Origin of the sequence: Streptomyces sp. NPDC007971, assembly GCF_042958635.1 — a bacterium.
In the GTDB taxonomy this organism is placed as follows: domain Bacteria; phylum Actinomycetota; class Actinomycetes; order Streptomycetales; family Streptomycetaceae; genus Streptomyces.
This window is the reverse complement of sequence record NZ_JBIBJK010000001.1, coordinates 346,889-372,398: the sequence shown is the minus strand read 5'-3', so window position 1 is coordinate 372,398 and position 25,510 is coordinate 346,889. Positions and strand designations below refer to the sequence as shown.

25 protein-coding genes are annotated in these 25,510 nt (G+C 70.4%); 8 read left to right on the top strand and 17 right to left on the bottom strand.

The window, feature by feature from the left end; translation table 11 throughout:
* Positions 1-14: 14 nt before the first annotated feature.
* On the bottom strand, positions 15-917 hold the full coding sequence (locus ACFZCP_RS01660) for a MarR family transcriptional regulator (RefSeq protein WP_391423104.1): 903 nt from the start codon (positions 915-917) through the stop codon (positions 15-17).
* A 186-nt stretch (positions 918-1,103) separates the two neighbouring features.
* Positions 1,104-2,057 carry a LysR substrate-binding domain-containing protein gene (locus ACFZCP_RS01655; RefSeq protein ID WP_391423102.1) on the bottom strand — a complete coding sequence of 318 codons (954 nt, stop codon included), beginning with the start codon at positions 2,055-2,057 and terminating at the stop codon, positions 1,104-1,106.
* Positions 2,058-2,192: 135 nt separating this feature from the next.
* On the opposite strand from ACFZCP_RS01655, the gene ACFZCP_RS01650 reads away from it, so the two are divergent.
* From ACFZCP_RS01650 to ACFZCP_RS01630, 5 genes are all read left to right on the top strand, one after another.
* On the top strand, positions 2,193-2,747 hold the full coding sequence (locus ACFZCP_RS01650; protein WP_391423100.1) for a redoxin domain-containing protein: 555 nt from the start codon (positions 2,193-2,195) through the stop codon (positions 2,745-2,747).
* 3 nt (positions 2,748-2,750) lie between these two features.
* Complete coding sequence (locus tag ACFZCP_RS01645; RefSeq protein WP_391423098.1) at positions 2,751-3,293, top strand: carboxymuconolactone decarboxylase family protein; 543 nt, start codon at positions 2,751-2,753, stop codon at positions 3,291-3,293.
* Between the two features lie 404 nt (positions 3,294-3,697).
* Positions 3,698-4,243 (top strand): hypothetical protein, encoded by a 546-nt coding sequence (locus ACFZCP_RS01640; protein ID WP_362688171.1) that lies wholly within the window; start codon positions 3,698-3,700, stop codon positions 4,241-4,243.
* A 215-nt stretch (positions 4,244-4,458) separates the two neighbouring features.
* Positions 4,459-8,445 carry a hypothetical protein gene (locus ACFZCP_RS01635; protein WP_391423096.1) on the top strand — a complete coding sequence of 1,329 codons (3,987 nt, stop codon included), beginning with the start codon at positions 4,459-4,461 and terminating at the stop codon, positions 8,443-8,445.
* Positions 8,446-8,517: 72 nt separating this feature from the next.
* Positions 8,518-8,970, top strand: coding sequence for a hypothetical protein (locus ACFZCP_RS01630; protein WP_391423094.1), 453 nt, complete (start codon positions 8,518-8,520; stop codon positions 8,968-8,970).
* Positions 8,971-9,017: 47 nt separating this feature from the next.
* Here the strand turns inward: ACFZCP_RS01630 and ACFZCP_RS01625 are convergent, their stop codons facing one another.
* The 5 genes from ACFZCP_RS01625 to ACFZCP_RS01605 form a co-directional block, all read right to left on the bottom strand.
* Positions 9,018-10,379, bottom strand: coding sequence for an AI-2E family transporter (locus ACFZCP_RS01625; protein WP_391423092.1), 1,362 nt, complete (start codon positions 10,377-10,379; stop codon positions 9,018-9,020).
* Positions 10,380-10,519: 140 nt separating this feature from the next.
* Entirely contained in the window at positions 10,520-11,227 is a 708-nt protein-coding gene (locus ACFZCP_RS01620) for a lytic transglycosylase domain-containing protein (protein ID WP_391423091.1), read from the bottom strand.
* Positions 11,228-11,621: 394 nt separating this feature from the next.
* A complete protein-coding gene (locus tag ACFZCP_RS01615; protein ID WP_391423090.1) occupies positions 11,622-12,947 on the bottom strand; it encodes a PhoH family protein in 1,326 nt (441 codons plus the stop codon).
* A 373-nt stretch (positions 12,948-13,320) separates the two neighbouring features.
* Positions 13,321-14,094, bottom strand: a complete 774-nt coding sequence (locus ACFZCP_RS01610; protein WP_391423088.1) for an isoprenyl transferase — start codon at positions 14,092-14,094, stop codon at positions 13,321-13,323.
* 710 nt (positions 14,095-14,804) lie between these two features.
* Positions 14,805-15,590 (bottom strand): methyltransferase domain-containing protein, encoded by a 786-nt coding sequence (locus ACFZCP_RS01605; protein WP_391423086.1) that lies wholly within the window; start codon positions 15,588-15,590, stop codon positions 14,805-14,807.
* A 52-nt stretch (positions 15,591-15,642) separates the two neighbouring features.
* Between ACFZCP_RS01605 and ACFZCP_RS01600 the strand changes: the two genes are divergently transcribed.
* Entirely contained in the window at positions 15,643-16,164 is a 522-nt protein-coding gene (locus ACFZCP_RS01600; protein WP_391423084.1) for a DinB family protein, read from the top strand.
* 131 nt (positions 16,165-16,295) lie between these two features.
* On the opposite strand, the gene ACFZCP_RS01595 is transcribed toward ACFZCP_RS01600, so the two are convergent.
* Together ACFZCP_RS01595 and ACFZCP_RS01590 are read right to left on the bottom strand one after the other, a co-directional pair.
* A complete protein-coding gene (locus ACFZCP_RS01595; protein WP_362688197.1) occupies positions 16,296-16,778 on the bottom strand; it encodes a GNAT family protein in 483 nt (160 codons plus the stop codon).
* Between the two features lie 54 nt (positions 16,779-16,832).
* Complete coding sequence (locus tag ACFZCP_RS01590) at positions 16,833-17,705, bottom strand: LLM class flavin-dependent oxidoreductase (protein WP_391423082.1); 873 nt, start codon at positions 17,703-17,705, stop codon at positions 16,833-16,835.
* 288 nt (positions 17,706-17,993) lie between these two features.
* Here ACFZCP_RS01590 and ACFZCP_RS01585 point away from each other — a divergent pair, with 288 nt between their 5' ends.
* Positions 17,994-18,380, top strand: a complete 387-nt coding sequence (locus ACFZCP_RS01585) for a DUF192 domain-containing protein (protein ID WP_391423080.1) — start codon at positions 17,994-17,996, stop codon at positions 18,378-18,380.
* A 90-nt stretch (positions 18,381-18,470) separates the two neighbouring features.
* Entirely contained in the window at positions 18,471-18,884 is a 414-nt protein-coding gene (locus ACFZCP_RS01580; RefSeq protein ID WP_391423078.1) for a DUF3224 domain-containing protein, read from the top strand.
* Positions 18,885-18,903: 19 nt separating this feature from the next.
* Here the strand turns inward: ACFZCP_RS01580 and ACFZCP_RS01575 are convergent, their stop codons facing one another.
* The 8 genes from ACFZCP_RS01575 to ACFZCP_RS01540 all read right to left on the bottom strand — a co-directional run bounded on the left by ACFZCP_RS01575 (position 18,904) and on the right by ACFZCP_RS01540 (position 25,509).
* On the bottom strand, positions 18,904-19,524 hold the full coding sequence (locus tag ACFZCP_RS01575; protein WP_391423076.1) for an OmpA family protein: 621 nt from the start codon (positions 19,522-19,524) through the stop codon (positions 18,904-18,906).
* A 7-nt stretch (positions 19,525-19,531) separates the two neighbouring features.
* Entirely contained in the window at positions 19,532-20,116 is a 585-nt protein-coding gene (locus tag ACFZCP_RS01570; protein ID WP_391423074.1) for a hypothetical protein, read from the bottom strand.
* Positions 20,117-20,150: 34 nt separating this feature from the next.
* On the bottom strand, positions 20,151-20,741 hold the full coding sequence (locus ACFZCP_RS01565; RefSeq protein ID WP_391423686.1) for a pilus assembly protein TadG-related protein: 591 nt from the start codon (positions 20,739-20,741) through the stop codon (positions 20,151-20,153).
* Positions 20,741-20,977: a Flp family type IVb pilin gene (locus tag ACFZCP_RS01560; protein WP_391423072.1), complete on the bottom strand. Its 237-nt coding sequence runs from the start codon at positions 20,975-20,977 to the stop codon at positions 20,741-20,743. The genes ACFZCP_RS01565 and ACFZCP_RS01560 overlap by 1 nt, the downstream gene beginning before the upstream one ends.
* A gap of 113 nt (positions 20,978-21,090) precedes the next feature.
* A complete protein-coding gene (locus tag ACFZCP_RS01555; protein ID WP_391423071.1) occupies positions 21,091-21,846 on the bottom strand; it encodes a response regulator in 756 nt (251 codons plus the stop codon).
* A gap of 13 nt (positions 21,847-21,859) precedes the next feature.
* Entirely contained in the window at positions 21,860-23,350 is a 1,491-nt protein-coding gene (locus tag ACFZCP_RS01550; RefSeq protein WP_391423066.1) for a histidine kinase, read from the bottom strand.
* Between the two features lie 310 nt (positions 23,351-23,660).
* On the bottom strand, positions 23,661-24,548 hold the full coding sequence (locus ACFZCP_RS01545; RefSeq protein ID WP_391423684.1) for a DUF5936 domain-containing protein: 888 nt from the start codon (positions 24,546-24,548) through the stop codon (positions 23,661-23,663).
* Between the two features lie 16 nt (positions 24,549-24,564).
* Positions 24,565-25,509, bottom strand: a complete 945-nt coding sequence (locus tag ACFZCP_RS01540) for a type II secretion system F family protein (protein ID WP_391423064.1) — start codon at positions 25,507-25,509, stop codon at positions 24,565-24,567.
* Position 25,510 lies beyond the last annotated feature (1 nt).

Sequence of the window (25,510 nt, the reverse complement as noted above, 5' to 3'; positions counted from 1 at the left end):
GCCGGACGCCCTTCTCACTCGGCGGCCTGGTGCCGCAGCCGGAAGAACCCCTTCCAGCTCGCCCCGTGCCTGGACGGGGCGAGGGCGGCGATGCCACTGGAGCCGGGCTCGCGGCGCGGCAGGACGGTGGGCGCCGCAGGCGGCACCGGCGGGGACTCGGGCGGCGGTTCGCGGTGCTCCACGGCCCGTAGGTGCGGTGGCAGCCGGACAGGGATCGGGGCCGGCGTGCCGGGGCACTCCAGGAATCCCTCGGCCAGCATCCGCGCGACCTCCACCGTGACCGTGTAGACGCCACGGCCGACGCGGAAGGCCAGGTCCCGCGCCGTGCGGCGGCCGTCGGCGTGGGTGAGCAGGTCCTGTTGCAGGGGCGTGAGCCGGCGGCCCGTCGGCGGGGCGGGCCGCGGGCGCTGGCCCTCGGGGCTCACCGGGCAGGGCAGCGTGGCGAGGGAGGCGAGCTTGCGGGCCGTGTCCTGCATCAGCCGGGCGGGCGCCTCGCCGACGGGGACCGGGGCGTGCGGCTCGGTTCCGGCGATGTGTTCGCAGGCGTCCACCCGGCCGGCGGCGATGGCGAAGGCGGCGTCCTGGAGCGCCATCACGCACACCACCCTGAGCTGAGTGGCTCCCGCATAGCCTCGGGCGACCAGCGCGGCGGCCGGCCAGCGGGCCCCGCCGGACTCCTGTACGAGATCGGCCCACCGTTCGGCGTCGATACGGTCGCTGCGCAGCAGCAGTACGTCGGGGCCGGGGGCGCCTGGGCTCCGGGCCGCGACCACGAGTCCGTCCCTGAGGTGGAAGGCGCCGCCGGGCCGGCCGGACACCCGCAGCTCCCCGGTGAACTCCGCCCGACCGCAGGCCGCGAGGGCGCTGGCCAGCCGGTCGTGGCCGACGCGGCCCAGGGCGTCCCGAACGTCCGACATCACTCCCCTTGACAGGTCGCACACACGCTTGACGCGTCGCACTGAGGGGGCATGTGTATCAGTTCTAAGGCCTGATTCGGCCAGGCCTTTCCGACCTGTCCCCGGCTGACGGAAGTTGCCGGTTCATGCCTTTCAACTCGCTTTGCCGGTAGCTCATTTGAACGTTTTCGGCAGGGGTCCGCGGCGTCAGCCGGCGCCGTCGCACACCCGGACCGGCAGCGGGCGCATCGCCTCGCGCAGGGCGGTCGCCAGTTCCTCGTACTCCGCGCCGCGGGCCGCGCCGGTGCGCATGGCGAGGGCGATGCGGCGGCTCGGGGCGGGCTCGGCGAAGGAGCCGGTGAGGAGCTGGTTGCTGCGGGTCGTCTCCAGCTTGAGGGCGGTGCGCGGGAGCAGGGTGCAGCCGAGGCCCCCCGCGACGAGCTGGACCAGGGTGGAGAGCCCGGCGGCCGTGGTGGTGACCGGCGCGTCCTCCCGCCCGGCCTCCCGGCAGATGTCGAGGGCCTGGTCGCGCAGGCAGTGGCCCTCGTCCAGGAGCAGCAGGTTGAGCTCCTTGAGGGCCTCGCGCGGGATCCCCTCACGGCCGCCGAGCCAGTGGTCGAGCGGGGTGACGAGCATGAAGTCCTCGTCGAAGAGCGGGAGTTCCACGACGCCGGGGACGCCGAGCGGGACGGCCAGCAGCAGCAAGTCGAGCCGCCCCGAGTTCAGGCCGTCGATGAGGCTCGCGGTCTGCTCCTCGTGCACCTGGAGGTCGAGCTGCGGATACCGCTCGTGGACCAGCCGCAGCACGGTGGGCAGCAGGTACGGCGCGACGGTCGGGATCACCCCGAGCCGCAGGGCCCCGGTGAACGGCGCCCGGACCGCCTCGGCCTCCTCCAGCAGCGCCTGGACCTCGGCCAGCACCGCCTGCGCCCGCACGGCCAGGCGCTCACCGGCGGGCGAGAGCAGCACCTTGCGGGTCGTACGCTCGAGGAGGGTGACGCCCAGGGTCTCCTCCAGGGCCGACACCGCTCCGGACAGGGCGGGCTGGCTCATCCCGATGGCGGCGGCCGCGTCCCTGAAGTGCAGATGGTCGGCGACGGCGGCGAAGGCCCGCAGCTGCGCGAGGCTCGGCTGCCTCCGCTTGCCGTTACTGATGGTCACTGATAACTACCTCCGATCAACACGACCGAGTGTAGCTATTTCCCTAATCAATGCACCCTGTGCCAACATCAGCAGCGTCCAACCCACACGGGAAATACCCTCAAAAGGGGTGTTTCTTCGCTGCAAGGAGAGCACGTGCTCACTGTCGGTGACAAGTTCCCCGAGTTCGAACTGACCGCCTGCGTCTCGCTGGAGAAGGGCCAGGAGTTCGAGACGATCAACCACAAGACCTACGAGGGCAAGTGGAAGGTCGTCTTCGCGTGGCCCAAGGACTTCACCTTCGTGTGCCCGACCGAGATCGCGGCCTTCGGCAAGCTGAACGACGAGTTCGCCGACCGTGACGCCCAGGTCCTCGGTTTCTCCGGTGACTCCGAGTTCGTGCACCACGCCTGGCGCAAGGACCACGACGACCTGCGCGACCTGCCGTTCCCGATGATGGCCGACTCCAAGCACGAGCTCATGCGCGACCTGGGCATCGAGGGCGAGGACGGCTTCGCCAAGCGCGCCGTCTTCATCGTCGACCAGAACAACGAGATCCAGTTCTCCATGGTGACCGCCGGTTCCGTCGGCCGTAACCCCAAGGAGGTCCTGCGGGTCCTGGACGCCCTGCAGACCGACGAGCTGTGCCCGTGCAACTGGAGCAAGGGCGACGAGACCCTCGACCCGGTCGCGCTGCTGGCCGGTGAGTGACCCATGTCGCTCGACTCGCTGAAGTCCCGCGTTCCGGACTACGCCAAGGACCTGAAGCTCAACCTGGGTTCGGTCATCGGCAACTCCGACCTGCCGGCGCAGCAGCTGTGGGGCACGGTGCTGGCGACCGCCATCGCCTCCCGTTCCCCGATCGTGCTGCGCGAGCTGGAGCCGGAGGCGAAGGCGAACCTCACGCCCGAGGCGTACACCGCGGCCAAGTCCGCGGCGGCCATCATGGCGATGAACAACGTCTTCTACCGCACCCGGCACCTGCTGTCGGACCACGAGTACGGCACGCTGCGTGCGGGTCTGCGGATGAACGTCATCGGCAACCCGGGCGTGGAGAAGGTCGACTTCGAGCTGTGGTCGTTCGCGGTCTCCGCGATCAACGGCTGCGGTCTGTGCCTGGACTCCCACGAGCAGGTGCTGCGCAAGGCCGGGGTCGACCGTGAGGTGATCCAGGAGGCGTTCAAGATCGCCTCTGTGGTTCAGGCGGTCGGCGTCACCCTCGACACCGAGGCGGTGCTGGCCGAGTCGGCCGAGTAACCCGCCCCAGCACAGCGAAGGCCCCTGCCCACCCCGTGGGAAGGGGCCTTCGTCCGTCCACCCCGCAGGCAGGGGTTGCTGTCCACCCACCCATCAGGCAGGGGCCTTCGTCCGTCCACCTGTGGGCAAGCGGCGACACCCGCCCACCGATGTGACATGTACTACTCACTCCCCGGGGGTCGAGAACCACGAGTGAACAAGGGGTCGAACGATTATCCGATTCCTCCCCTTCGGGCGCGGATGGTCCCCGCGCGCAGAGTCATAGCGGAATACAACTCCCCCACTTCGCCGCCGAATTGTCGATCGACAGCCGCTGAGGCGATCTGGTTGGCTCCTGGCGACCACACTCACGCCGCCGAATGGCCTGTTCCGGCGGTTGCTTGCATACTTTCCAGGGGGATCCCATGTCCATACGCAGCCATGTTCCGAAGAGAGCCGCGCTGGCCGCAGTAGCAGCCGGCCTGGGCATCCTCGGCCTGACCGCTCCGCAGGTCGCCGCCGCCGACCGGCCGGTTCCCAGCATCTCGGTCAAGGCCGACACGCACACGAAGGCGATCGCGGCGGCACACCCCACCGCCGCCGCGGCGGGCGCGACGGTCTGCGGCGCCGGATACGCCCTCTACAAGGCGGACATGCTGCCGCCCGGCTCGGCGCGCAAGGCGACTCTCTTCGTCTACGTCAAGGGAAGCAACCCCGCCAGCAACGACGCCCCCACGTGCGCCATCCTCGACAACAACACGGCCGGCGCGAAGTGGATGAAGATCAAGCTCTGCTCGAACTACATCGCAGAGGGCTGCGCGAGCGACGCGGGCGTCTACTCCGAGTACGCCGGCCCCGTCTACCGCAACCACGGCGGCTGCGGTGAGGTCACGTCGCTGATGAGCAGCAACACCTCCAGCTCGGGCACGCTCATCGTCAACAACAAGACGGACAGCACGAACTGCAACTAGCAGGTACTGCACGAACCGTGAACCGGGACTCCACGCGCCTCAGGCGTGGGGTCCCTCCTTGTTGATTCCACCCGGCTCCCGACCGCCCGGACCCCTTCTGCCCGGCGCTGCGCGGTACGGCCGTGCCCTGAAACGGCCGGAGAGCCACTCATCCGAAGACGGGGACAGCTCCTTTGCGTTTCAAGAGACGAACTCGCGCGCCCCTGGTGGCTCTTGTGGCCTGCACCGCCGTGACCGGCGCTCTGCTCCAGGCGGCACCGGCGAGCGCCACGCCCGCATCCCGCCCCTCCGCCCACCCGACCACGCCCCCGCCGTCTCCCGGCCGGGTGCCCGACCCGGGCAAGAAGCTCGGCAAGGGCTGGCAGAACAGTCCCGACCGCGCGGTCACCGCCGCCGCCGACGCGGACGGTCTGCGCATCCTCGTCGCCGACAGCAGCAAGGCGTACGCGTGGAAGACCGTCGCGCTGCTGTCGGAGCCCGGCCTGCCGGCGGACTCGTGGATCGGCAACCAGTGCCTGATGGACCGCGCGCACGCGGCCGTCGTCTACGCGCCGCGCAGTTTCACCAACAAGCCCGACCTGATGCAGGGCGGCGCCTTCGCCGCCGTCGTCGACCTGACGACCGGCAAGGTGAAGAAGCTGCCGTTCACCGCGTCGCTGGCCTACTTCGATCCCTCCTGCAACACGACCACGCACCAGGCCGCGTTCACCGGCTTTCGGGACATGAACGACCCCGCGAGCACACGGACGCGTGTGATCACCGTGAACGTGTCCGGGAAGACCACGGGCACGGCAGCGGCCAAGGGGGAGATCACCAGCGCCGTTCCGGTGAAGGACGGCACGGTCGCCGCGCTCGGCAGCCGCCTGGTCCACCTCGGCCGCTCCGGCACAGTGACGAACCTCGCGGACGCGGACAGCGCCCCGTTCGACATCCGGCCCGCCGCCGACGGGCAGATCGCCTTCGTCGACCGCAAGGACGGCTCCACGGCGCACGCCAAGCTGTTCACCGGCCGCGGCAGGCCGAAGGCCATCGCCTCGGGCAGGCTCGGCGATCTCGCCCTCGTGCAGGGCGATGCGGGCAGGGTCTTCCTCACCGGCCACCCCAAGGGCACCCCGGCCACCGCGGGCACCGGCGTCACCCGCCTCGACGCCCCGGCCGGCACCGACGTGTCCTCGCACGGCCGTCTCGCGACCGAGCCGGTCCTCACGCCCGGCGTGCGCGCCGGCCTGACGCGCATCAAGGACGCGGGCAAGGGCTTCACGAGGTCCGGGGAACCCGCCTCGCAGACGGCGACGCCCGCCGACGACGGCGACAGGCCCGTGACGGTCACCAGCATCGCCACCACCACCGGGACCAAGCTGACGCAGAGCGTCGAGCAGACGGCCGGGGACGGCTCGGGGAACAATCCCTCCCCGGTCCTCCCCACGGCCACCGGGACACACCGGCCGAAGGGCACCTCCTCGAAGGCGGGCCTGACCGCGAGCTCCCCGACCGACGACGACCGCTGGTGCGCCGTGTCCCGCAACGACGTCAAGGCACAGGCGCTGCAGCCGACCTCCAACCAGGTCGAGTGGGCCGTCGACATGGCCGTGCGCGGCAATCTGCGCGCCAACTACATCCGTCAGGGCGGATACCGCGACCAGGCCGGCCTGGGCACCATCGACCCGCAGGCGCTGTTCCCCCCGCCGACGCTGACGGGTGGCGGCAGGATCCCCGCCAACGTGCTCCTCGGCATCATGGCGCAGGAGTCCAACCTGTGGCAGGCCGAGGGCGGGTCGATCCCCGGACAGATGGGCAACCCCCTGGCCGCCGTCGACGGCTACTACGGCCACAAGGCCGACGACAATGACCCGGCCGCCTACTGGCAGATCAACTGGGACAAGTCCGACTGCGGCTACGGCGTCGGCCAGGTCACCGACGGCATGCGGCTGGCCGGCCACGAGAAGACGGGCGAGAGAAGCCTGTCCCCGGCCCTGCAGAAGCTCATCGCGGTCGACTACGCGACCAACGTGGCCGCCTCCATGAAGATCCTCGCCGACAAGTGGAACGAGGTCCACAAGGACGGCCAGAAGATCACCGTCAACAACGACGATCCGTCCAAGGTCGAGAACTGGTTCACCGCCGTCTGGAACTACAACCTCGGCTTCAACCCTCCCTCGGAGGCCTCGAAGCACGCCGGGCACTGGGGCCTGGGCTGGTACAACAACCCGGCCAACCCCATCTACGCCAAGGGCTGGGGCCGGCCGTTCATGGACACCGACGTCGACCCGTACGCCGCCAAGGACGCCGCGCATCCGCAGGACTGGCCGTACGAGCTGAAGGTGATGGGCTGGTCCGCCTGGTCCATCGACACCGGCTTCTCCTACGCCACCTCCGGACGGCAGGACTGGCCCGGCGAGTCCGGCTTCTCCTCGGCCGGCTTCCGCCCCGCCTACTGGAACGGAAACGACCAGCCCTACCTGTACGAAGGCAGCGCGCGATACAACCGGGTGCACGTCGCGCCGCCGCTCGACACGTTCTGCAACTCCAAGAACAACTGCGACCCCAACACGCCGCCCAACTGCCCGGACGCCGAGTGCTACGCGCAGTACTGGTGGAACCAGCCCAACGCGACCTGGAAGGACAACTGCGCCAGCACCTGCGGAAACGAGAACATCAAGTACCAGTCGCTGGTGTCGGAACCAGGGCGCGGCTCCCGTCTGCAGACCGGTACGCCGGTGTGCTCCGGTGCCCCGGGCGGGTCCAAGGTCGTCGCCTCCGTCCCGGACGGAACGCCGACCTGGAGCGATCAGAGCGACTGCGCGACGATCCACTCCGCGGGAAGCTTCCAGTTCTCGTTCAACCCCGGCACGGAAGGCCGCTACGAGGCGAAGGCCGACCTGCACTCGGTGGGCGGCGGCTACGGCGGCCACTACTGGTACACCCGCACCCGCGACGCCGGCCACTTCGGTGGCCCAGCCGGCTACATGACCATCGACGGCACCTGGACACTCGGCCAGAGCCTCAACTGGGCGCGCGTCCTGGTGCACCTGCCCGACACCGGCGCCCAGACCCGGCAGGCCACGTACGACGTGCAGGGCACGGACAGCCTGAGCCACAAGCGGGTCGTGCTCCAGCGCGCGGGCGGCTGGGTCAGCCTGGGCGTGTTCCACTTCACCGGCACCCCGCGGGTCGAGCTGTCGAACACGACCAAGGACGGGACCGCCGACGAGGACATCGCCTGGGGTGCGGTCGCCTTCCAGCCGCTTGCGGGCAAGCCGGCCAACTTCGTCGTCGCGATGGGCGACTCCTACTCCTCGGGTGAGGCCGTCACCGGGCCGAACGGTTCCGACCTGTACCCGGAGACCGACCACCCCGACAAGCAGAACGACAAGGAAATCGACAAGTGCCACCGCTCCAAGCTGGCATGGTCGAGGCAGGCGACCCTTCCGGGCTACTCCACATCCATCGGAGCCATGGCCGACGGCCTCGACCCGCAGATGGACTACCACTTCGTGGCCTGCTCCGGGGCCCGCACCTACAACATCCTCAACCAGCCCCTGTCCGGCGAGCTGCCACAGCTCGACACCGGATACCTGGACCAGAACACCACGTTGGTGACGCTCAGCATCGGCGGCAACGACGCCCGCTTCAGCGACGTCATGAAGAAGTGCATCGACCTGCCCGTGCCGTCGCTGACCACCTGCCCGTACTCGGAGCTGGACAACGAGGACCCCGCGACGGGCAAGTCGACGGGCGGCACGACCGGTGACCTCAAGGACTGGGCGCCGAAGTGGCTGCACGACTCCGTGCGGCCGCAGATCGCCCTGGCGCTGAACGCCATTCACGCCGCGGCACCGTATGCGAAGGTCGTCCTCATGGGCTACCCGCGCCTGGTGGAGAAGGACCACAGCTGCTTCCCCGGCGCCTACGAGACCGTCGAGAACGACTGGGTCCGCACGGTGGCCGACAATCTCGCGACCGAGATGAAGGGCGCCGCCGAGGAGGACGGCGGAACGTGGGCGGTCTTCGCCGACCCACGGGACAACTTCGACGGCAAGGCGGCCTGCGGCAGTCCGGAGACCATCAACGCCCTCGTGGAGAACGGGCGGGAGAAGGCGGACAGCGAGAGTCCGAACCCGTCCATGCAGTCCCTCCACCCCAAGATCGCCGGGGCCCGTATCTACGCGGACACCCTGGAACAGAAGCTCAGGAAGCTGTAGCGGACACCTGAACCGGGGGCCTGAGTATCCGTACTCAGGCCCCCGGCCTTTGCGTACGGAAGGCTGCACGGCATGACCACCCCCCGACCGGAAGCACAGCCCGTCCTGCCGCGCGTACTGGGCGCGGCCGTCACGGGTGCGGTTTTGGCCACCGGCGCCCGGGCCTATCTCTCCTGGGCCACACACCGCAGTGACCGGATCTGCCGGACGACCGACGGCCTCTGCTTCACCGGCTGGAACCTGACAGCCGTCCCGCTCGTCTTCGCGGTCGCCCTGGTCGTGTTGCTCGTCGTCTACAAGCGGCTGGGCATCAGACCGCGGATCGCCGTGGTGCCGCCGACGCTGATGCTGGCGCCGATGCCCCTCGCGGCCGCAGACACGGCGGCCGGCTGGTGGGCTGTCGCCCTCGCGGGCGGAGCATGGTCGTACTCGTTGGCGCTCGCCGCGTGGGACCGCTACCGGATTCCCGCGCTCGCGGCCTCGGCCGCACTGCTGCTCGCCTCCATGGCCGTTCTCTACGGCTGAGGCCGTTCTCTACGGCTGAGGGCGCGCTCTACGGCCGAGGGCGCGCTCTACGGCTGAGGGCGCGCCGCCGACGGTGTTGCGCCCTGAGCGGGCTCGTCCGCGGTGGCCGGTTCCGGTTCCCCGGTGGCCGTGGGCGCCGCCTCGGCCTGTGTCGGGGGCGTGGCCCGTTCTCCGGCCACTTCCAGCGAGTACTGCCGCAGATACCCCACCACCGTGTTGGTCACCGCGACCAGCGGTACGGCCACCACCGCGCCGCCGATACCGGCCACCATGCCGCCGGCCGCGACCGTGAGGACGACCGCCAGCGGGTGGACGCGGACGGCGCGGCCCAGGATGAACGGCTGCAGGATGTGGCCCTCGATCTGCTGGACCGCGAGGACGACCACCAAGGTCATGACAGCGGTGAAGACGCCCTGGGTCACCAGCGCCACGATCACCGCGAGCGCGCCGGAGGCGACCGCGCCGACCAGCGGGATGAACGAGAACAGGAAGATGAACACGGCCAGCGGGACGGCCATCGGCACGTTCAGGAAGTAGATGCCGATGCCGATGAAGATGGCGTCGATCAGGGCGACCAGGACCGTGCCGCGGACGTAGGCGGTCAGGGTGCTCCAGGCGCGCGGACCGGCGCCGGCCACACCCGGGCGGGCCGCGGCGGGCACCAGCTTCAGGAACCACTCCCAGATGCGCTTGCCGTCGTAGAGCAGGAACAGCGTCGAGAAGAACACCAGCAGGATGCCGGTGAGGGTCTCGACGATGACCTGAACGCCCTCCAGGCCCGCGGACGTTATCTGGTCGGCGTTGGCGCCGATCGCCTCGCGGAGGTTCTTGGCGATCTGGTTGATCTGCTTGTCGGTGACGTGGAACGGGCTCTTCAGCAGCCAGTTGCGCAGGTCGTCGATGCCGTTCTGGATCTGGCTGGAGAGCGTGTCGATGTTCTCCATGACCTGCCAGGTCACGAACCAGCCCATGAGCCCTATGACGACGAAGCCGCTGATCGCGGTGAGCGCGGTGGCGGGGCCGCGCGGCACCCCGCGGCGGGTGAGCCGGGCGACGGTGGGCTGCAGCAGTGCGGTGACGAGCAGGGCGATGACGAAGGCGAACACCACCAGCTGGACCGCGCTGATGACCCGCATCAGGACCCAGACGGTGCCGGCGAGGACCAGCAGGCGCCAGCCGGCCTCGGCCGCGACGCGCACCCCCCAGGGCACGGCCTCGGCGGGGTCGGGGCGGGGGCCGGTCTTCGGCGCGGGAGGGGGTGCGGCCGGTGGCGTGTCGACGACGACGGCCGGGGCGGGCGGCTCGGGCGCGGTCTCCTTCTCGACTTCCGCGCGACGCTCGTCCAGGCGCTCGCCCATCTCGGTGAGGCCGGCGCCGACCCGGCCGAGCCACCCTGGCACTCGCGACATGATCCGTCCTCTTCCCCCGCGTCCCCGCGTGCTCGCCACCACTCCCCCCCTGGAGTCGTCCGGGTACGACCGTACAGGGCGAAAGCCCCTCCCCTTAGGACGGGGAGGGGCTGCGCAAGGTTGAGCGGGGACCGGGCGGCCTAGTACCAGTGGTTGGCCTGCCAGAACGACCACGCCTGGCAGGGGCTGTGGTACCGGTCGTTCATGTAGTTGAGGCCCCACTTGATCTGCGTGGCCGGGTTGGTCTGCCAGTCGGCGCCCGCGGAGGCGTACTTACCGGCGGGCAGGGCCTGGAAGAGGCCGTAGGCACCGGAGGACGCGTTGGTCGCCTGGTAGTTCCAGCTGGACTCGTGGTCCACGATGTTGCTGAAGCACTGGAACTGGTCGCCGGCCACCATCTGCCGCGCCATCGCCTGGATCTGCGCGACGCTGTAGCTGGTCTGGACGGGGAAGCTGGAGGAGTCGCGGGTCGAGTCGCGGCTGGCCGCGGACTTCGCCTCGATGCGGTCCTTGGCCTCCTTGGCGGCGGCCTTGGCCGCCTTCTCCGCGGCGGCCTTCTTCGCGACCGCGGTCTCGGCGGCGGCCTTGCGGGCCGCTTCCTCGGCGTCCTTCTTGGCGCTCGAGTCCGCAGCGATGGCCTGTGCGTCGGCCTGCTGCGTCAGGGACGCGGTCTGCACCTGGGCCTGCTGACCCGCGGGTATGTCCGCGAGGAGCGTGGTGTCGGCAGCCGTCGCCTCGGCGTCGTTGTTCTGCGCGGTGCTGCCCGAGGCAACGCCGACGACGCTTCCGACAGCGGTGACCGCGGTGGCCGAGGCCACTGCGAATCCCCGGACCGAAATCCGGCTCACACGGTTTCCTTCCAGCATCGCCCGCTTCGGTGACCCTGGCGGACGCAATCGTGCCCCTGACACTGGCCTCCCAACTGCGGGGTCACGGGAGGCGCGGGCCCGGTGGGCAACTCCCGCGAGGGAGAGGCCGTGTGGTGCTCGGGCGGCATACGACGACTCTATGGAGTTGAAGGTGGTGCTTCTGTGGTGCCGTACCGCTGGGGGTACAGGTGTGTCGTATGCGGGGCCTGACAGGACTGAGACTCTGCCGCACCCCGACACCGGGTGGCAATTCTGTGTTGCGTGTGAAAGCTCACACCTCGTTTGCCCCTCGGGAATTCTGGAAACCCCCGCACGCGACGGCGCCGCCCGGCTAAGCTCTTCGCCTTTGCCGGACGGCGCCAACTGGGCTTGCTCAGATATGACCTTCTTCGAGCATTTCGGTCACAAGGGCCGCGATCTGGGACCTCTCGGACCGGGTCAGGGTGACATGCGCGAAGAGCGGATGGCCCTTCAGCTTCTCCACGACGGCGACCACACCGTCGTAGCGGCCTACGCGCAGATTGTCCCGCTGCGCCACGTCATGGGTCAGAACCACCCGCGAGTTGGCGCCGATTCGGGACAGAACGGTCAGCAGGACGTTCCGTTCGAGTGACTGGGCCTCGTCGACGATCACGAACGCGTCGTGCAGGGAGCGGCCCCGGATGTGCGTGAGCGGCAGCACCTCCAGCATCCCGCGCGCAGTGACCTCCTCGATGACCTCCCGGCTGGTGACCGCGGAGAGCGTGTCGAAGACCGCCTGCGCCCAGGGGCTCATCTTCTCCGCCTCGCTGCCCGGCAGATAGCCCAGTTCCTGCCCGCCCACCGCGTACAGCGGCCGGAAGACCATCACCTTCTGGTGCTGCCTGCGCTCCAGCACCGCCTCCAGGCCCGCACACAGTGCGAGCGCCGACTTGCCGGTGCCGGCCCGGCCGCCCATCGAGACGATGCCGACGTCCGGGTCGAGCAGCAGGTCCAGCGCGACGCGCTGCTCGGCGCTGCGGCCCTTGATGCCGAACACCTCCCGGTCGCCGCGCACCAGACGGACGTTGCCCTCGGCGCTGACGCGGCCGAGCGCCTTGCCGCGCTCGGACTGGATGGTCAGACCGGTGTGCACGGGGAGGCCGGTGACCTCCGGGACGTACACGTGTCCTTCCTCGAAGAGGATGTCCACCTGCTCGCCGGAGAGTGTCAGTTCGGACATTCCGGTCCAGCCGGAGTTCTCCGTGATGGCGAGTTCGGCGCGGTACTCCTCGGCCAGCAGGCCGACGGAGGAGGCCTTGATCCTGAGCGGCAGATCCTTCGAGACGACGGTGACGTCGAACCCCTCGGCCTGCAGATTGCGTGCCACCGCGAGGATGCGGGAGTCGTTGTCCCCCAGGCGGTAGCCGCTGGGCAGCACGCTGGGGTCCGAGTGGTTGAGCTCGACACGGACGGTCCCGCCCAGCTCCCCGATCGGGATGGGGGCATCGAGGCGGCCATGCTTCACCCGGTAGTCGTCCAGCAGACGCAGGGCCTGACGGGCGAAGTAGCCGAGTTCGGGATGGTGCCGCTTGGCCTCCAGTTCCGTGACCACGACGACGGGGAGCACGACCTCGTGCTCGTCGAAGCGGGTCAGGGCGTTCGGGTCGGCCAGCAGGACGCTGGTGTCGAGAACATAAGTGCGCCGGTCTGGCTTGTGGCGCTTTGTGCTGGTCACCACGGAAGGACGTACCCCCTCGGATGAGGTCGGGGAGCGACGAAGTGGAAGCCGGGCCGGGAGGGTGGGAGCAGTGCGACCGGTCCCGGGCCACCGCATACGGCGGGCCGGACACCGGACCTCCGCGGCTGCTTCCGTGCAGTGACGGCACGGTCGGGCTGGTGCAAAGGGCCTCCCGGGCGGACGGCCCCGTGCCGTCCGCTGAGATGCGACGCCCGTGGTTCGGGCGTCGACCTGTTTGGCTTATGCCCTCGAACATGCGCCGCCATGCAGAAGCAGCCAACAGCGCGCCGGTGAACACCTTGTTACATCCGCCCCAACAGGGGTATACGGAGCATCCCGTCGCGGGGGTGGCCGGCGGGGCGTCCGGGGTGGCTCAGCCGCCGTAACGACGGTGGCGTGCGGCGTAGTCGCGCAGTGCACGCAGGAAGTCGACCTTGCGGAAGGCCGGCCAGAAGACCTCGCAGAAGTAGTACTCGGAGTGGGCTGTCTGCCACAGCATGAATCCGGACAACCTCTGCTCGCCGCTGGTGCGGATCACCAGGTCCGGGTCGGGCTGGTCGCCGGTGTAGAGATGACGGCCGATCATGTCGATGTCGACGGACTCGGCGAGGTCCTCCATCGACACACCCCTGCTCTGGGCGTCGAGCAGCATGGAGCGCACGGCGTCGGCGATCTCCTGGCGGCCGCCGTAGCCGATGGCCACGTTGACGACTATGCCGTCGACGTGGGCGGTGGCCTCCTCGGCCTCCTTGAGGGTGCCCTGCATCCCGGACGGCAGCAGATCGGGGGTGCCGACGTGATGCACCCGCCAGCGGCCGTCGGCGGCCAGGGTGCGCACGACGTCCTCGATGATGCCGAGGAGCGGGACCAGCTCCTCCTGCGGGCGGTCGAAGTTGTCCGTGGACAGAAGCCACAGGGTGACGACGCCGACATCGGTCTCGCTGCACCAGCCGAGGAACTCCTCGATCTTCTCGGCGCCGACCCGGTGACCGTGGACCGTGGTGGAGCCGGCGGCCTTCGCCCAGCGGCGGTTGCCGTCCATGATGACGCCGATGTGCTTGGGCACCTGAGCGTGGTCCAGGTGACCTTCCACCCGGCGTGCGTAGAGCCTGACGAGCAGGCTGCGCAGCGTGTCGCGCAGGTTCACGGGACCCTCCGGGGGTTGGGCGGGGGTTTGAGGGTACCCCTGGTGTCGGGGTCGTCGGGGCGTGGGGGTTTGGGGTTCGGACCGGGTGCGGTTTCGGCCCCGGGTGCGGGCACAGGGGGCCGGACCGGCGGTTCCCCGCGTCCCTACCGGTGGGGACGCCCACCCCTTGCTTCGAAGTTCCCGAAGCCCCCCGACAAAAAAACGGGCCGGTCCGTGGGGGGGAGACGGACCGGCCCGAGGGGGGGTTTCCACCATAACCCTTCGTAAGGGCTGATGCGTGCATCGGCGTGCCACAACTACTCTCCGGAGTCATCCGGCGACGCCCCGGTGGGCACGGAACGCTGGATTCAGGGGTGTCTCATGGCCGATTCACAGCGGATTCCCAGGGAATCGGGCCCGATACGGAGAGATCAAGAGGGTTTGGGCCATCCTGGGGACCGGTCGGCGAGTTGTCCGGGGTCCCCCCGACGGGCTACTCCGTCAGCGAACGGTGACTTGACGGTTCCGGTTCGGACCCGCGGAGCATCGCAGCACCGCGCAGCCCCCTCCACTGCGCGGTGCCACCCGCACAGCTTTGCTGGCGTGAATTACCTTGGTCTGAACTTACGGGGCGGATGAGGCTGATGTGAACCGCTCCCGATAACGATGTGGAAACCCTGGGCGAACGACGGGTGAACCAAAGGGCGATTCACCCCGGTTCATCCGATTCGTCAGCGGGTCGGCTTTCGGACGTCGAAGAGCTGCCGGGCGCTGTGCGCGACGAACGGCCCCTCCTTCTCGATCCGCTCGTGCAGGGCACGCAGTTGGGGCTCGTACGCCTCCACGGTGAAGCCCGGGACCATCCAGACCACCTTGCGCAGGAAGTGGACGACGGCGGCGATGTCGCGGAACTCCATCCGCAGCCGCTCCGCCCGCAGGTCCACGACCTCCAGGCCGGCCGCCTCCGCGTCGGCCCGCTCGCCCTCGGGATCCCGGCCGCCGCGCACGGCCTCGGGCTGGGGTCCGAGGAAGTACTCGACCAGCTCGAAGACGCTCGCGGGCCCGACGTGCTGGGCGAAGTAGGTGCCGCCGGACCGCAGCACCCGCGCGATCTCCTCCCAGTGGGGCTTCACCGGATGCCGGCTGAGGACCAGGTCGAAGGCCCCGTCGGCGAACGGCAGCGGCGCGTCGTCCGGCGCGGAGACGACCACGACTCCGCGCTGCCGCAGCAGCCCGGTCGCCCTGGCGACGTTCGGCGGCCACCCCTCCGTGGCCGCGACCAGCAGCGGGCGGTCCGGCTCGGCCCCGCCCAGCGCGAAGTCGAGCACCTCCCCGCCCCCGGTCTGGATGTCCAGCGCGGCCCCGGCCCGGGCCAGCCGCTCCCCCGCCGAGCGGGCATACCCCCACGAGGGCCGTGCCTCGGTCGCCCGTCCCTCGAACCAGGAGAAGTCCCACCCCTCGGTGGGCACGGCGGCGCCCTCGGCCACGAGGTCTTCGAAGGACCGGTTCTCTGCCATGAACGCCATGATCGCAGGACGCCGCCGGCAAGGCCTGCTAGTTTCCGCGCGCATGACGACCTCTGCCGCCGGCCGCAGCGCCGGAGAGAAGGACATCCTGCGATCGAGCCTGGACCGGCACCGGGACGCCGTGATCTGGAAGCTGGAGGGACTGGACGACGAACAGCTGCGCCGGCCGATGACACCGACCGGGACGACCCTGCTCGGCCTGGTCAAGCATCTGGCCTCGGTCGAGTACGGCTGGTTCGTGGAGACGTTCGGGGGCGAGGGGGAAACCCTGTGGTTCGACCCGTACAAGAACGAGGACATGCGGATCGCCCCCGGCGAGACGACGGAACAGATCGTCGCCTTCTACGGCCGTGCCCGCGCCGCCGCCGACCGGATGATCACCGAGCTGCCCCTGGCCGCCCAGGGCCGCCCGGCCTGGCGTGAGCACTCCGTCCCGCTGCGCTGGGTCCTCGTCCACATGATCGAGGAGACGGCACGGCACGCCGGCCACATGGACATCCTGCGCGAGCTGATCGACGGGGCGACCGGCGACCACCGCCCGGCCACCCCAGTACAGAGGAACTGAGCGGCCCGTCCGCCTCCCGGTGCCGACGGGGCGCGAGGAGGACACCCGCCGCCTCCCGGACACCCGAGGCATCGAGCTGCCCCGCGCCCGGGAGGCACCGGGCTACCCGGGCGGCTGCGCAGGGCGGCTGCTCACCGGGCGGTGTCCTCGGGGCGGGCGAGGGCGAAGAGGATGTGCTCGTCCTCGCCGTGCCGGATCGTGCCGGTGCGGGCGAAGCCGTGTCCGGCCAGCAGGCGCACGGAGGCGGCGTTGCCCGAGAACGGGTCGGCGTACAGGGGCCGGACCCGCTCCACGTCCAGGTAGAGGGACAGGGCCCGGGTGCCGACGCCGCGGGCCCAGTACGGCCGCCCGAGCCAGTAGCCGACGAACCGCCGGCCGTCCTGCGTCCAGGAACCGAAGTTGCCGGCCACCTCGCCGTCGGCGATGACCGTCCGCACCAGGCAGTCGGGATCGCCGAGCACGCGCTCCCGCCAGTGCCGCAGGAAGGCCTCCCGCGGCCGGGGCGTGAACCTCGACCGCCGGACGGCTTCCGGATCATGCTCGTAGGAGAGGAAGAACTCCAGGTCCTCCTCGCGGACCGGCCTCAGACTCACATCGCTGTACACGTCCGTCATGGTGGCGAGTGTGACAGGGCCCACTGACAACGCCGGCTGAGCCGGAGCCGACCCCTAGGGCACCAGAGGCCGTACCTCCTGCGCGACGAAGCGCACGAAGCCCTCCGGGTCGGGCTCGTCCGCCGTCGGCTGGAGGACGACGGTGTCGGCGCCGGCCCCGGCCATCCGCCGCACGGCCTCGGCCACGGCCACGGCGTCGCCCGCGACCCCGACGTCCACGGCCTTCTCCAGCCCCTCGGCGGCGAGTTCGGCGCGCACCCGGGCGGCGGCACCGGCCCCGGTGGCGGCCAGGAGATAGACGACGACCTTGTGCGGTGCGGTCCGCCCCGCCTCCCTGCGGCCCTCGTCGATGAGCCGCCGGGCCTGCCGTACGCCGTCCGGCGAGGTGGACGCGGTGAGCAGTGTGCCGTCGGCCTTGGCGCCCGTCAGACGCAGCGTTCGGGGCCCGGTGGCGCCGGCGAACACGTCGAGGGCCCGCTGCGGCGGCCAGTCGAGGCCGACATCGTCCAGCTGGACGTACCGCCCCCGCACACTCAGCCGCTCCCCGCGCAGCAGGGCACGCAGCGCGTCGAGTTGCTCGCCCAGGAGGGTGAGGGGGGAGGCGGCCCGCGTGCCGACCTGTCCCATCCAGTCCTGTACCCCGTGCCCCACCGTCAGGACGGCCCGGCCGGGGAACATGCGCTCCAGCGAGGCGGCCTCCATCGCGGTGACGGCGACGTTCCGCAGCGCCACGGGCAGCAGCCCGATGCCGACCCGCACCCGCTCGGTCCAGGCGAGAGCGGCCGCGGCGGTGGAGACACCACCTTCCAGGAAACAGTCCTCCCACAGCCAGAGCTCCTCCAGCCCCACCTGGTCCGCGACCCGCGCCACTTCGCGAAGCCGCTCGGGCGGGAGCTGAGGTCGGAATACCGCGCCTAGTCCAGTCATGGGGCCTTCCTAGTGCGCGGCGGTGAGCGGGACAACTCCTTTACGCCGAGGGCGGGTCAGGGGTGGGGGCTGTGGGTGCGGTGGTGGGGTGCCGTGGTGGGGTGCCGTGGTGGGTGCGGCCGGCGCGGCGGTGGGTGCGGTAGTGAGTGCGGCCGGCACGTCGGAGTACGCGGCGGTGGGTACCCGTCGGCGCGGCGGAGTGTGCGGCGGAGGGTACGGGGGGCGCGTCGGTGGGTACGGTCGGCTGGTCGGAGTGCGCTGCTGCGCGGAGGGCGAGGTGGGCCGGGCATGGGGCGACGCTGGCAGGACGGGCCGGGGAGGCTGGTCGTGGACCGGGGGGACGGGACACCGCTCGCGCTGCCCCTGGAGATAGCGACCTCGTATCGCGCCCGCACGAAGGGGCTGCTGGGACGGGACTCGGTCGACGGGGCGATGCTGCTCTCCCCGGCGAGCGGGGTGCACACCTTCCGGATGCGGATGCCGATCGACGTCGCCTACCTCGACCGGCGGCTCCGCGTCGTCGCCGTACGGACCATGCTGCCGGGCCGGCTCGGCCGGCCGAGGCTGCGGGCACGGCATGTGCTGGAGGCCCGGGCCGGGGTGATGGCGGGGTGGGGGCTGGTGGCCGGGGTGACCGTCCGCGTCGATCCGGACGCCGACGCCGCGGTGCGCTGAGAGCCGCCGAGCGCGGCCAAGAGTGGCCGAGAGCGACTGGGAGCCGCCGGTTCGGGGGCCTTGTCAGTGCGGCGGCCTAGCATCCGGGGCATGCGAGCATCAGGGACATTCACAGTCGAGGACTTCACCCCCACATCGGTGGAGGTGCCCGGGCCGGTGGTCGAGACGGCGGTGCCCGTCGGGGTGGCGACGATGCGCAAGCGGTACGAGGGGGAGGTCGTCGGGGTGTCGGCGACGCTGTTCACCGCGGCGTACGACCAGTCCACGGCGACCGGCACGTATGTCGCGATGGAGTCCTTCGAGGGGACCCTGCACGACCTGAGCGGCACCTTCAACTTCGCCCACTCGGCCACGACGCTGGGGCAGGGCCGCGAGGCCGAGTTCTTCGTGATCGTGCCGGGCAGCGGGACGGGCGCACTGGCCGGGATCCGGGGGACCGGCGGCCTGGCGATCGACGCGGACGGCACCCATCGGATCCGGTTCGACTACGAGGTGGGTGAGTAGGGGGCCTTCTGCTCACTCCTCACTGCTGCTGGGTGCGCGGGAAGGAGACCTCCACCCGGCGGTTCTTCTTCCTGCCCTCCTCAGTGGAGTTGTCGGCGATCGGGTACTGCTCGCCGTAGCCGCGCACGTCGAAGGTGACGTTCGGATCGTTCAGGTCCTGGTCGAGAACGGCCTGGACGGCGTTGGCGCGCTGCCTGGACAGGATGTCGCCGTGGGCGGAGGAGCCGAGGTTGTCGGTGAAGCCGAAGACGCGGACCTGGGTCGCGTTCTGCTTCTTGACCTCCTCGGCGATCGTCTCGATACGGGCCTTGGCGTCGTCGCCGAGTTTGGCGCTGTCCTTGCTGAACAGCACCTCGGCCTGGAGCGCGAAGGTCACGTCCGCGTTGGTGTCCTCACGACGCTCGTCCCCGCTCTGGTCCTCGACGACCGACTTGATGTCCAGCACCTTGGGCTGCGCCAGGGTGGCGCCTTCGGGCAGCTTCAGATCCGGGTCGGTGGGGTCGATCTTCACCGGGGCACTGGCGGAGGGCGCGGTGCCCGGGGGTTCGCTGGGGTCCGTGTCGTCGGCGTGGGCCAAGGTCAGATTGGCGGCGGCGAGGAGGACGGCGGCCGTGAGGGTGAGACGGGGTGTGGTGGTCACTTTGGCCTCACCCGGAGATTTTGACGGTGGCGGCCGAGAACGTCGGCAGCTGGAATTCCACCTCGGAGACGTTGGCCGGAGGTGCCGGGAACTGCATGAAGACCGCCAGGTTCTCTCCCGCCTTGAGCGTCGAGAACCCCGTGGTGGTCAAGGGGCGTCCATCGGTGTCACGCAGGACGTAGTAGCGCTTCTTCCCCTGCGGATCGACCAACGTGGCACCTCCAAGAGACCTGCCATTTCTGATGATTTCGGTCTCGTTGCCACTCAACGCCGACGGGATGACGATGCTCTTGGCGCCGTCATTCTTCAACATGGCGTTCACGGTGACGAATCCACCGGAGTCGCGTTGAGCGGAGGTGATCTGAAGGAGCAGTCCGTCCGAGCCCTTCACCTCGGCCAGCGGATCGTCCGATTGACCTTCCTGGGTACTCGGGTTCGATCCACGGGACGCGGTGGCGGACGTCTTGCGGTCCGGCTTCTTGCCATCGTCGCCTCCGCCGCTACTGCAGCCGGCCACGCCGAGGGCCAGACCAGCCGCTACGGCCAACGCGACCATCCCCCTGGTGGCCTTCCCAGTGACCCGAATGCTCATCGCTCTGTTTCCTTCTTGACTCGTGGTTCGCTTGTCAGTCGGCCAGATGGACGTCGAAGAGATCTTCGGGTCTCGGGAGGTCCGCGAGGTGGTCGGGGTCCAGATCCCAGTTCCGGTCCTTGCAGATCAGCCGCGGCAGCTTTCCGTGCCCGGCGTCGCCATCCGAGGGCTTGCAGAGCGGCTCGATCACAGCCGCGGCAGAGGCCCTCGCGTACTTGTCCTCGGTACCGGGAACGATGGAGTCTCCGACGGGCTTGTCGGTCTTAACGTCTACCGTGTAGCGGAATACCCCATCCCATTGGCACCCTTTCGCGTCCAGATGGGCTTCATTCTGGGCGGCGAGCTCATTTGCACGCCAGCACGAGTCGAGGCCGCCTTTGCCCTCGAAGATGTCTTGCCACTTCTTCGGATCGAGTACGTCGTCCACCCATTGGCCTGCCAGCTGATCCCTGGTCTTCTGCGCCGCCGCCAGCGCCGCAGCGTCCGCCGCTGTCTGAGCGCCGCTCCGGTTCACCGCCGCCTGCCCGACCGCCAGATAGGCGAGCGCAAGAAAAAGCAGGCCCGCCACCACCGTGATGTAGATGGGGAAGGCCTGCCCAGCGTCGCGATACCGATGAGGGCGGATCAGCCGCCCGTGACTTCGGAGATCTTCTGGGTGATCGCGTCGTAGATCGATTGGCCGATGCTCGTACCCGTGATCGCCAACACGATCGCCACAACCACAGCGATGATCCCTAGATACTCGACCGCGGTCTGCCCTCGGTCGCCGGCGCGGCGGCGTACGGCGTCGACTGTCGTGTTCTTCCAGCCACTCACGCGAACCTTGGCCGCAACGGCCGTCTTCAGCATCAGGTCGCTCACAACGGTCCCCTCCAGATGCGCTTCCGAAGTCGGAAACGTATGCCGGGGCAGCCTGCCCCCCAGAGGGCCCCAGGGCCCATTCCCGGACCCAGTGCCGGCGCCGGGTGGGCATTTCACGCCACCCCCAGCCACTTGGCCGCTGCCTGTGACCTGCTGGTGCTGTGGAGCTTGGCGAAGATGCGGTTGATGTGGTTCTTGACGGTCTTCTCGCTGATGAAGCAGGTGGCGGCGATCTGCTGGTTGGTCATGCCGGACGCGATGAGGTCCATGATCTCCGCCTCCCTCGTGCTGAGTTGGAACCGCGACCGGAACGACTGTCCCACATCGGATTGCAATCGCGAAAGGTTTTGAGGGGGAATTTTGGCTAAAGGAGCGGGGAGTTCCGCTCCTGCATGTGCAGGTGCACTTGGCCGAAGATGGGTCAGTAACGCCTTCGCCGCCCCTGGTGTCACATGCGGCCGTCCCTCGCTCACATCCCGCACCGCCCTCACCAACTGCTCCGTCGTGAACTCCCCGTGCACCAGATAGCCCCCCGCCCCCAGCCGCAGCGCCTCCCGCACCGTCTCCGTCTCATGGCTGTAGGTGAGCATCATGACGGGCGCCAGCCGGACCAGGTGGGGCAATGCCGAGATTCCGTCGACTCCGGGCATGCGGACGTCGAGGAGGATCACATCGGGGCGGTGCCGCAGCGCCGCCTCGTAGGCTTCGCGGCCGTCCGCCGCCTCCGCCACCACCGTGGTGTCCTCGCGGTCGGACAGCAGAGCGGTCAGGCCCGCCCTGATCACGGGATTGTCGTCGGCCACCACGAGGCGGAGCGGGGCCGTGGCAGTGGGCGCGGGAAAGTCCCGGCCGGGGTTCAGATGCTGCATCGGGTGCCTCCTCTCAGGCTTCCTGGGATGGAACATCGCAGGACGGGTCGGGTTTCAGGGCACTCAGCGGCAGGTCCACGACCACGCGTGTGCCGTGTTCGTGCTCGCCCTGCCCCATCCGGATGCCGGCTCCTGCCGCGGCCGCCCGTTCGGCCATGCCCAGCAGCCCGAAGTGGCCGCAGTGGCGGAGGTGTTCGATGGCGGTGCCGGGGGGCAGGCCCCGGCCGTCGTCCTGGATCGTCAGGCGGAGGACGTCGCCGTCCACCTCCGCCGTCAGCTCCACGCGGCTCGCCGACGCGTGGCGGTGGGCGTTGTCCAGCGCCTCTGTGACGATGGCCAGGAGGTGACGGGCCAGGGGTGCGGGGACGGGTGGGAGGGGGGCTTCGCCGGTGTGCCGGAAGGCTGCCCGCATCCCGGTGCGGGCCGTGAAGTCGGCCGTGCGTGCCGTCAGTTCCGTCCAGAGGTCGGTCGGCCTCGCCTCGGCCGGGCCGGCCTCCCTGCGCAGGTCCTCCAGCAGTTCCCGGGACTCCGCCGCCGCCCTGCGGGCCGAGCGGGACACCAGGTCCGCCTGGCGGCGGATGCGGTCCGCATCGGGCGCGTCGGCCGACGCCGTCGCGGCCAGACCGTCGGCCGCCAGGGCCACGCCGTAGAGGGTCTTGGCCACCGAGTCGTGCATCTCGCGGGCGAGGCGGGCCCGTTCGGCGTGCACCGCCTCGGTGGCCGCGAGGCGGGCCTGGACCGCCGTCAGGGCCTGGGTGGCCGCGCCGAAGCGGAGCATCAGGTTGCGCAGGGTCGATCCCATCGCCCCGGCGATGACGCACAGGCCGGGCAGGAGAAGGGCTTCCGCCACGCCCGCCTGACGGTCGGTCTTCAGGGTGACGTGGACGAGCAGCAGGATCAGGCCCTGCAAGGAGGCGAAGAAGGCCGCGCCCCGCCAGCTGTAGACCAGACCTGCCAGCAGCGGGGTGCAGACGCCGACGTAGGCGAGGGTGGTGTCCGGGCCCGCCGAGATCAGCAGGAAGGAGCCGAAGAGGGTGTCGGCGGCGAGCAGGCTGGGGTGGCGCAGGAGGAGCGGCCCGAAGCGTTCCCAGTCGCGGAAGAGGACGTACGACACCATGAAGGTGACGACGACCGCCGCGCCGACCAGGCGGACGCCCAGGCCGGGGGCCGCATTGAGGAGGGCCGCGGGGGCCGCCACGACGATCATCGCCAGCCGGAAGCCGAAGACCTGCCGGCACATCGCCTGCAGCGCTCGTATCTGGATCTTCTCGGAGGGTGGGGGGTGGGGTACGGCCTCCGTGGTCGGATCGGACGCCCCGGCAGCCGGACCGGACGTCCCAGGAGTCGGATCGGACGCCACGGCAGTCGGATCGGACGCGGCAACGGACGGGGTGGACGCAGCAGCCGGAGCGGACACCGTTGCGGCCGGATCGGACGCCGCAGCGGTCGGGGCGGACCCGGCAGCGGCCGTCCCGGGCCCCGCAGCAGCCGGGCCGGACTCCATCCCCCTCGACCCGGGCTTCGCCTCCCTCGCCCCCGGCCCCACCCCGGTCGCCCCGGGCTTCGCCTCCCGCACCCCCGGTCCCACCCCGGTCGACCCGGGCTTCGCCTCCCTCGCCCCGGGCATCGCCGCCGTCGGCTCCGGACTCGCCGCCGTCGTCTCGGGCTCCGCCGCCGTCGGCTCCGGTTTGGCGCGGCTCCTGGTGAGCCTTCTCGGGCGGAGGGACTCGAAGAACGTGAGCCGCCCTCGTGCCGTCTCCCGGAGGGACAGGTGCCTGCCCGGTCCCGTCGCCCCCATCGTCGTCATCCGTCCCTCACTTCCCCGTGAGCGAGCCGAAGTCCACGCCCGAGCCGAGCAGCAGGCCCGCGCCGAGCAGGAGCATGGTCGCCGGGACCATGAACGTGGTGATCATCAGCGTGGCCTTGGGGACCGCGCGGGCGGCCTTGCGGCGGGCGTTCTGGGCGTCCGTGCGGCGCATGTCCTTGGCGAGGGCCACCAGCGTGTCCACGATCGGGGCGCCGAGTTCCTCCCCCTGCTGCAGCGCGGTGACGAACATCGCCACCTGCTCCGAGTCGTTGCGGCGCCGCAGCTCCGCGAAGGCCTGGCGGCGGCTCACGCCGAGGTCCATCTGACGCAGGGTGATCCGCAGTTCGTCCGCCCAGGGACCCTCGTAGCGGGAGGCCACCCGGTCGAGGGCCTGGCGGAAGCCCAGTCCCGCGCTCACCACCACCGCGAGGACGTCCAGGAAGTCGGGCAGTGTCCGCTCGATGACGTCCTTGCGGACCCGGATCGCCGACCAGATGCCGACCTCCGTCCAGAACGCCCCGAACAGGAGGAGGATCAGCGCGACGAACCACTGGCCGCGCAGCAGGAAGACCAGGAAGCCGACGCCGCCGAGGGCGCCGTAGACGGCGCGGCGGGCCGCGTAGCGGTCGATGGTCAGGCCGCCGGGGTTGCCGGCGAGGTCGATCCTGCGGCGGTACTTGGCCACCAGGCGGGGGCCCATGAGGCGCAGCACCGCGGGGGCGTAGCGCATGCCCATCCGGTCGATCACCGAGCCGACCGCGCCGGTGCGGGTGGCGCCGACCTCCAGGGCGAGGGCCAGGTCACCGGGGAGTTTCGTGTCCGCGCGGTACATCCGGATGCCGGCGAAGGCGCCCCAGACGCCGAGGCCCATCAGCAGGGCGAGCGCAATGTCCACCATCAGGCCGGCCCCCTCACACGTCGATCCGGCTCATCCGGCGGATGAGCACGAAGCCGACGGCGTACATCCCGAACGCGACGATCACGCAGGCCTGGCCGACCGGTGAGCCGGTCATCCGGTCCAGGGCGCCGCTCTTGACGCCGTTCATCAGGAACAGCGCGCCGATACCGAGGACGGGGACGGCGTACGAGGTCATGGTCACCTGGGAGAGCTGGGTGCGGATCTCGCGCCGGGTCTCCTTGCGTTCCTCCAGGGTCTCGGTGAGGTTCCGCAGGGCCGACACGACCTGGCCGCCCGCCCGGTTGGAGAGGACCAGGGTGGTGACGAGCACGACCAGCTCGCGGGAGGGGAGGCGGTCGGCCAGTTCACCGAGTGCGTCGTCCAGGGAGTGGCCGATCGCCAGCTGGTCGGCGACCTTGGCCAGTTCCTCGCCGGCCGGCGCCTCCAGCTCCTCGGCCGCCATGCCGATCGCGGTGCGCAGGGCGAGTCCGGCCTGGGTGGCGTTGGCCAGGATGCGGGCGAGTTCGGGGAGCTGGTTGATGAACCGCTCGATGCGCTTCTGCCGCTGCCAGTTGAGGAACTGCACCGCCGCCCAGACGCCCAGCAGGCCGGCGATCGGACCGAAGAACGGGGCGAGGGTGGCCTGGCCGATCAGCCAGAGTGCGGCGACCGCGGCGAGCATGTGGACGAAGAACTCGCCCGGGGTGACGTCCAGGCCGGTGGCCGCCAGCCGCAGCTCCAGTCTGCGGCCCAGCGCCGTACGGCGCAGGCGGCGGTCCAGGTTGCGGAAGCGGCGCCGGCGGCCGGAGGCCGAGACGGCACCCGTCTGCGAGAGGCGGTCGATCAGTTCGGCGCGCTGGGCCCGGCCCGAGGCGTAGGTGTGCGCGCCGACGACGGCCAGGACGCAGGTCAGCAGGGCGACACCGGTGGTGAGCCGGACGATCGTGTGGAGTTCCATG